We start from the raw sequence: 7,465 nt of genomic DNA on the forward strand, positions 1-7,465 counted from the left end.
CTGTGTGCGCCATCAGCGTGGTTCCCGGTTTGGTTGCCCGTTTACGCCGGTCGGGGTTTGGTCTTGTTGGGGGTGTGGGGTTAGACCCCGAACCGCCACCCACGACCAGCTGTACCGACGCCTGGCTCGCGGCTGCGCGCCACTCACGAGGTCAGCCCCGCGTACAGGCCTGCCCGTTGATCGTGAAGCCGGTCGGTTCCGGATGCGGCGGGGACGACGAGGCGTTGAACCCGATCTGGACCGAACCGCCCGCCGGTACTCGGCTGTTCCACGACAACGGCGTCGCGGTCACCGCGGAACCGGTCTGGGTCCAGGTCGCCGACCACCCTTGAGTGATCCTTTGGTTGCCCGGCCACGTGAACCCGAGTGTCCACGTGCTCCAGTCCGCACCGCTCGTGTTGGTGATGGTGACGTTCCCGGACAGCCCGGTGGCCCACCCACTCGCCTGATAGGTGATCTTGCAGGACGACTGGCCGTCCGGTTTGGTGGTCACCGCGACCGCGCCGGAAAGCGCCGATTTGAGTCCGGCCCCGTTGCGGGCCTGCACGGCGAACCGGTACGCGGCGTTCGACCGCAGACCGGTCAGTGTCGCGGACGTACCCGTGACAGTGGCGACGACCCGCTGTGTGTCACCTTCGATGGAGATGACGTCGTAGTTCTGGACGCCACTTTCCGGGTCGCTCGAAGGAGTCCAGGCCAGCTTGACTCCCGTCGCGGTCACCTCCGAGGCGACCGGGGTGCCTGGCGTGGCCGGGGCGGTGGTGTCGGCCGAGCCCGACTTCTCCGCCGCCCAGTTGGCGATCCACGCCAGCGCCGAGTTCCAGTTGACCGTGACCTCGTTGAGCGAGTACGCCTCGATGTGGTCCACAAAGCACTTCTGCGGTTTGCAGCCCTGGAGTCGCCGTTCCGCGACGGGGTCCTGAAGTCCGCTGTTCGGACCGCCGGAGAGCACCCCCGGTGGTGCGGTGGGCAGGGTCGGGTCGAGCTGGTTGGCCCAGTGCCGGTGGTGGACGTTGCGTACCGGCTGCCCGCCGTAGCCGCTGACGTAGGAGTAGCTCACCGGGTTGCGGCCCAGCAGGTAGTGCAGTGCCTCGAACACCCCTTCGCGGTACTTGGCCGCGCCGGTGAAGTCGTAGGCGAGCGCGAGCACCGAGGCGTTGTTTGCGACCAGGCCGTTCGACCCCCAGACGTAGGTGCCGTCGGGTTCCCGGTACGGCGCGGGATAGCCGAGCGACGCCATCTGGTTCAGGTGTTTGTCGGCGGTGGCCGCGAACGCAGCCTTGATCGCCGCGACGTCCGCCGACGGCAGCCCGGTGGGCACCAGCGCCAGCGTGATGTCCCCCAGCGTGCCGGTGGAACCCCAGTCGTAGCCGCGGTCGGTGATCGACTGTCCCTTGTAGAGGGTCGATCCGGTGACGTCCGCGCGATAGGACGCCTCGCCGGTCGTCGCGTACATTTCCGCGGCGGCCCAATAGAACTCGTCGGTCAGGGTGCTGTCGGAGTACGAGCCACCGCCGGTGCTGTCGTCGGGGTCGGCGATCTTGTTCGGGTTCGCTTTCGCCGCCGCGTATGCCTTCTTCGCCGCGGCGAGCGTCTTGGTCGAGAAGGCCGGGTCGATGGTCTTCCAGATGCGGGACGCCTGAGCCGCGACCGCGGCCATGTTCAGCGACGCCGCGGTGCTGGTGGCCGACAGCCTGCGAGCCTGGGCGTCCAGGTGCGGAAGGGTGGGCAGGGCGGTCCAGTTCGCGTCGTGGATCTTGTGGTGCACCATGCCGTCGGGCGCTTGCATCCTCAGCAGGAACTCCACTTCCCAGCGGGCCTCGTCGAGGACGTCGGGCACCCCGTTGGCCTTCTCCGGGATGGCGAGTTTGCCGTCGCCGAGTGCGGCGGCGTCGCCGATCAGCTTCGCGCGCTCGTAGGTGTTGAGCACCTGCCACGCCGAGATGCCGCCGTTGACGACGTACTTGCCGTGATCGCCCGCGTCGTACCAGCCGCCGCGCACGTCGAGGGTGTACCCGCAGTTCAGGTCGGACCGGCAGGGCACGTTGGTGTCACCCTGGTTGGGCGTGACGTCCAGGTGACCGGCCGGCCGCGCGTACGCCGCGCCGACATACTGCGCTTCGATCGGGATCCCGCTGCGCTGGTGGTGGAAGAACGCCAGCGAGTCGTAGCGCAGCTTCTTGAGCGGATCGGCGGAGATGTCGAACGGGAAACTGGTCTCCGAGCCGACGGTCAAGGTGTATCCGGTGCCCGCGGTGTCGTAGGCCGAGAAGTCGATCAGATGCACCGGATCACCGGACAGCGCGTCGACACCCTTCGGCGTGGTCCGGCCGGTGGCGACCGTCGTGCCGCCGGAATTCTTCAGTGCCCAGGTCTGTGCCGTGGTGGCGTCGGACACGAGGGTGGCGTGTTTCGGCAGGCCAGGCACGTACGCGACCTGGTCGACCTGGACCTTCTTCGTCGGTGCGGGCGGACCACCGGGCGGGATCACGCCACCGACCAAGGAGACGTTGTCGACGCAGATGGTGTTGTTCGCCGTGTTGCCGCCGACCTGGAAGGTGATCTGACCGGCGCCTGAGTCCGGGAAGGCCAGCTCCGAGGTGAACGTGAAGGTGTACGTCTGTTTGCTCGTGCCCAGCTGGACCTCGTGCCGGGCGATCCCGCGGTACGGGCTGACCCCTTCGCCCGCGTTGGCCGCGATGGACTGGGGTGTGGTGGCGTAGGCGTCGAAGGACATCGTGTACTGCTGTCCGGCCTCGAACGGCACGCCGTTCTGGCCGATCAAGGCGTCCCACGGGTTCGTCGTGCCGCCGGTGACCGACGCGCACAGCTCGCCGTTCGTGACGCGGTTGCTCACCCCGGCGCTCGCCCACCACGGATCGGTGGCGCCGGAAGTGAAGCCGCCGTTGATGATCCGTTGATAGTCGGCGGCGTGAGCGGTGCCGGTGGTGAGTGCGGCGGCGAGGGTGACGAGGGTCAGGGCGGCGGTGGCATGTCGGAATCGGCGGGGAAGGGGAAGCGGTCTCATCGGACTGGGTTTCCTCCGTCTGCTTTGACGGTTGACAACTGCCTGGGAGCGCTCCCAGGTCACAGTAGGGGGCCGGTCCCGCGTTAGCAAGAGCGGGTCTGGACACCGTCAGGACAGAGGTGTACATGTATGTACATGACTGGACAGGTTGGTGGTGGCGTCGGCTTCGGGAAGCGGAACCGGCTGGTCGATGAGCTCGCCGGGCAGATCACCTCCGGCCGCTTCGCCCACGGCGAGCGGTTGCCGGGGGAGAACGAACTCGCCCGCCGGTACTCGGTCAGCCGCGGCACCGTCCGTGGCGCGCTGGCGGATCTGCAGCACCGTGGCTTGATCACCACCCAGACCGGGGTCGGCTCCTTCGTCACCTTCGACGACGTCGAGCTCGACCAGCTCACCGGCTGGGCCAAGGCGTTCGAGCGTGGCGGCGTGGCGATCGAAACCGAGCTGCTCGGCATCGAGCGCGTGTCCGACGCCGAGCTGACCCGGCGCTACGGCCTCGCGCGGGTGACCCAGGTCCGGCGGCTGCGCCGTGATCCGCGCACCGGACCCGTTTCCCTTGAGACCGCTTATGTTCCCTTGCCTGACCTGCCCGATCAGGGGCTGCGTGAAGGCTCCTTGACCAAAACGCTGCGCGCGGCCGGATTGCGCGCGGCGGGCGGCGAGCAGTGGATCTCCACCGAAAAACTGGACACCGCGTCGGCCGCGTTGCTGGAGCGTGAACCGGGTGAGCTGTTCCTGCACGCCACCCGGTCCACTGTGGACGCCGGCGGCGGACTGGTCGAGCACGTGGTGAGCCTGCTGGACCCGGCGCGCTTCCGGTTCCACCTGACCTTCCCCGGATCGGCCGTCCGATGAGCGAGCGACACGACCGGGCGCTCGGTGCGCTCACCGGACTCGCCCTCGGCGACGCGCTCGGCATGCCGACGCAGTCGATGTCGCGCGAGGAGATCGCCCGCCGGTACGGCCGGGTGACCACCCTCCTGCCCGCCGTCCCCGACCAGCCGATCGCCCCGGGTATGCCCGCTGGGTCCATCACCGACGACACCGAACAAGCCGTGCTGCTGGCGCGGCTGCTCATCGATGGCGGTGGCCGGGTGGACCCGGAGGTCTTCGCGAAGGCGCTCATCGCCTGGGAGGCCGACATGATCCGCCGCGGTTCGGCGGATCTGCTCGGCCCGTCCACGAAACGGGCGCTCGAGGCACTGCAAGCCGGGGTGCCCGCCGACGAGGCCGGGCGCTGGGGCACCACCAACGGTGCGGCCATGCGCGTCACGCCGATCGCCATCGCGGCGGGCCCGGATCCGGCGGTGTTGCTGGACGCCGTCGTCGCCACCGGCCGGGTCACGCACAACACCGGGCTGGGGCTGGCGGGAGCCGCCGCGATCGCCGGTGCGGTATCCGCCGGGATCGAAGGCGCGGCTCTCGGCGAGGCGCTCGACGAGGCGGAACGGGCCGCCGCGGCCGGTGCGCGGCGCGGTCATTGGAGCGCGGGCGGGGACATCGCCGCCCGCATCCGCTGGGCCCGCGGCTGGGTGCGCGGCATGGGCCGCACCGAACTGGCCGACGCGCTCTACGACGTCATCGGCACTTCGGTGGCCGCACAGGAATCCGTCGTCGCGGCGGTCGCGCTCGCCGAGGCGCTCGGCAGGGAACCGTTCGAAGCGCTCACTCTCGCCGCCGAGATCGGCGGCGACACCGACACGGTCGCCGCGATGTGCGGTGCGGTCCTCGGCGCGGTCCACGGCACGGCGGTGTTCCCCGCCGAGCTGACCGAACAGGTCCGGGTGGTCAACCGGCTCGAACTCGGACCGCTGGCCGCGGCCCTGCTCTCCCTTCGCGAAGCTCCCCAGTCAGGAGGCCGCCATGGCCGGAACTGAAACCACCACCGCCACCACCGAGGCCGCCGCGCTGGAGACCCGCGGTATCGAACCGGTGCCCGAAGCCGAGCGCACCGGCCATCCGATGCAGTTGTTCTGGGTCTGGTTCGCCGCCAACATCAGCATTCTCGGCCTGCCGCTGGGTGTGACCCTGGTGGCGGTGCAGGGGATGACGGTCTGGCAGGCGGTGTTCGTCGCGGTGCTCGGCTCGGTCGGTTCCTTCGCCGTGGTCGGTGTGGTCTCGATCGCCGGGCGTCGCGGTGGTGCCCCCGGCCTGACCTTGTCCCGCGCGGTGTTCGGCGTCCGCGGCAACGCCGGACCGACGGCGATCTCACTGCTGTCGCGGCTCGGCTGGGAGACGGTCAATACCACCACGGCCGCATTCGCGCTGCTTTCCCTGTGCGCCATCGTGTTCGGCACCGACACGGCGGCGAAGTCCTCGCCGGTGCTGACCATCCTGTGCATCACCGTCTTCGTGGTGCTGACCGTCATCGTCTCCGGACTCGGCCACGCGGTACTGCTGACCGTGCAGAAATGGTCCACCTGGATCTTCGGCGCGCTCAACATCGTGGTCGGCGTCAGCCTGGTGTCCACTGTGGACTGGGCGGCGGTCGCGGCCGCCGAACCCGCGTCCGCCGGAGTCGTGGTGGCCGGGGTCGGCGTGATCGCCGCCGGAACCGGGATCGGCTGGGCGAACACGGCCGCCGACATGTCCCGCTACCAGTCTTCCGGCGTACGAGCCGGACAGCTGGTGCTTTCCGCCGCCGCCGGGGCGGGCATCCCGCTCGTGCTGCTGATCTCGCTGGGCGGGCTGCTGGCGGCAGGCGACCCGTCGCTGGGGGCCGCCAGTGACCCGGTGGCCGCCATCCGTGCGATCCTGCCGGGCTGGATGGCCGTGCCGTACCTGATCGCCGCGTTCGGCGGGCTGCTGCTGTCGAACCACCTCTCGGTGTACTCGGCTGGGTTGACCCTGCTCACCCTGGGAGTCCGGACGAAACGGGTCTACGCGGTCGTGGTCGACGTCGTGGTCACCTTCGCCGGGGCGATCTACTTCATGCTCATCGCGGACGGTTTCTACGGCCCGTTCATCGCCTTCATCAGCCTGCTGGCGGTGCCGATCACCGCTTGGGTCGGGGTGTTCCTGGTCGATATGGCGCGGCGGCGGCACTATGACGATCGCGCGCTGATGGATCTCCGCGCCACCAGCGGATACTGGTACCGGGGCGGGTTCGAGCCGCGCGCGATGGCCGCGTGGGTGGTGGCGATCGTCGCCGGTTTCCTGTTCACCACCGCGGGCGCGGGCGACGACGTCTGGTTCCGCGGGGTGTTCGCCGATACGTGGGCGGGCGAGAACGGTCTGGGCTGGGTGATCACGTTCGTCGCCGCGGCCGGGATCTACGCGCTGCTCGGCGGCGCACGCGAGACGGAGGCGGCACGATGAGCGGACGGTTGATCCACACTGGACAGGTCATACTGGACCTGGTGATGCGGGTGCCGAAGCTGCCCGTGGCGGGCGGCGACGTCATGGCGTCCACAATGGACTTCCTGCCGGGCGGCGGGTTCAACGTGATGGCCGCGGCCGCGAGGGCGGGTGCCGACGTGCTCTACGCGGGGATGCACGGCACCGGGAACTTCGCCGACCTCGCCCGGTCGGCGATGGCCGCAGAGGGCATCGTCCTCGCGCACGGGCCGTCGGGCGAGGGCGACACCGGCATCTCCGTCGCTTTGGTGGAGGACAACGGCGAACGCACCTTCATCACCGGCACGGGCGCCGAAGGGCGGATGCCGCGCGGCCTGCTCGACGAGATCGTCCCGACCGGCCACGACGTCGTCTACCTCACCGGATACAGCCTGCTGCACGAGACGAACGCGGAAGCGCTGACGCACTGGCTGCCGCGGGCGAGCGACGCGACCGTCCTGTTCGATCCGGGCCCGCTCGCCGGGGACATCCCGGCTCCGGTGCTTTCGGCGGTGCTGTCGCATGTGGACATTCTGAGCTGCAACGCCAGGGAGGCGGAGATCCTCGACATGGGACGTGATCGCGTCGAGACGGTCATCGTCCGCGAAGGGCCCGCCGGATGCCGGGTGCTCACCGGCGAGCGGGTCGTCGTCGTGCCGGGGTTCGCGGTGGACGCCGTGGACACCAACGGCGCGGGGGACGCGCACTGTGGCGTGCTCGCCGCTGAACTGATCGCCGGGACCGAGCTGGTCGCAGCCGCTCGCCGGGCGAACGCGGCGGCCGCGATCGCCGTCACCAGGCGGGGACCTGCCACGTCGCCGGGGCGGGTGGAACTCGACGCTTTTCTTCGACGGGTTGAGGGGGCTCGTCACTAGATGCGGTGTGTGGGTGTTGAGTCGAGGTCGAGGCGGCGGCTGGGTTGATCGTGGGTGGGGCTGGGTTGATCGTGGGTCGCGATTCGTGGTCTGACTCGAATCGTTGCCCCGAAGTCGGAAGGGAAGTTGCTCGCGAGATCGCTGAGTTGCGCGGGTCTTCAATAAGGTTGCCCCTCAATACGAAATCGTCTCATCTCTCTGTTGGGGGCTCTGGGGGTGGTGTCGC

General features: G+C 69.5%; 5 protein-coding genes. 4 read left to right on the plus strand and 1 reads right to left on the minus strand.

Features of this window, described 5'->3' with window-relative positions:
* Positions 1-151: 151 nt before the first annotated feature.
* Entirely contained in the window at positions 152-3,028 is a 2,877-nt protein-coding gene (locus ACZ5ZX_RS22625; protein WP_465503970.1) for a glycoside hydrolase family 9 protein, read from the minus strand.
* Between the two features lie 135 nt (positions 3,029-3,163).
* On the opposite strand from ACZ5ZX_RS22625, the gene ACZ5ZX_RS22630 reads away from it, so the two are divergent.
* From ACZ5ZX_RS22630 to ACZ5ZX_RS22645, 4 genes are read left to right on the plus strand one after another with little or no spacing between them, the layout of a single operon-like run.
* Positions 3,164-3,883: a GntR family transcriptional regulator gene (locus ACZ5ZX_RS22630; protein WP_465503971.1), complete on the plus strand. Its 720-nt coding sequence runs from the start codon at positions 3,164-3,166 to the stop codon at positions 3,881-3,883.
* Positions 3,880-4,905, plus strand: coding sequence for an ADP-ribosylglycohydrolase family protein (locus ACZ5ZX_RS22635; protein WP_465503972.1), 1,026 nt, complete (start codon positions 3,880-3,882; stop codon positions 4,903-4,905). The genes ACZ5ZX_RS22630 and ACZ5ZX_RS22635 overlap by 4 nt, the downstream gene beginning before the upstream one ends.
* On the plus strand, positions 4,892-6,346 hold the full coding sequence (locus tag ACZ5ZX_RS22640) for a purine-cytosine permease family protein (RefSeq protein ID WP_465503973.1): 1,455 nt from the start codon (positions 4,892-4,894) through the stop codon (positions 6,344-6,346). The genes ACZ5ZX_RS22635 and ACZ5ZX_RS22640 overlap by 14 nt, the downstream gene beginning before the upstream one ends.
* The gene (locus ACZ5ZX_RS22645) at positions 6,343-7,239 is read left to right on the plus strand and encodes a PfkB family carbohydrate kinase (protein WP_465503974.1); all 897 of its coding nucleotides are present in this window, start codon (positions 6,343-6,345) and stop codon (positions 7,237-7,239) included. Before ACZ5ZX_RS22640 ends, ACZ5ZX_RS22645 begins: the two co-directional genes overlap by 4 nt.
* Positions 7,240-7,465: the final 226 nt, after the last annotated feature.

It is taken from the genome of Amycolatopsis sp. NPDC033938 (assembly GCF_055575975.1).

Bases quoted from the DNA above. Each gene is read 5' to 3' on its own strand.
- ACZ5ZX_RS22625 (WP_465503970.1), bottom strand. From the start codon at position 3,028: ATGAGACCGCTTCCCCTTCCCCGCCGATTCCGACATGCCACCGCCGCC.
- ACZ5ZX_RS22630 (WP_465503971.1), top strand. From the start codon at position 3,164: ATGACTGGACAGGTTGGTGGTGGCGTCGGCTTCGGGAAGCGGAACCGG.
- ACZ5ZX_RS22635 (WP_465503972.1), top strand. From the start codon at position 3,880: ATGAGCGAGCGACACGACCGGGCGCTCGGTGCGCTCACCGGACTCGCC.
- ACZ5ZX_RS22640 (WP_465503973.1), top strand. From the start codon at position 4,892: ATGGCCGGAACTGAAACCACCACCGCCACCACCGAGGCCGCCGCGCTG.
- ACZ5ZX_RS22645 (WP_465503974.1), top strand. From the start codon at position 6,343: ATGAGCGGACGGTTGATCCACACTGGACAGGTCATACTGGACCTGGTG.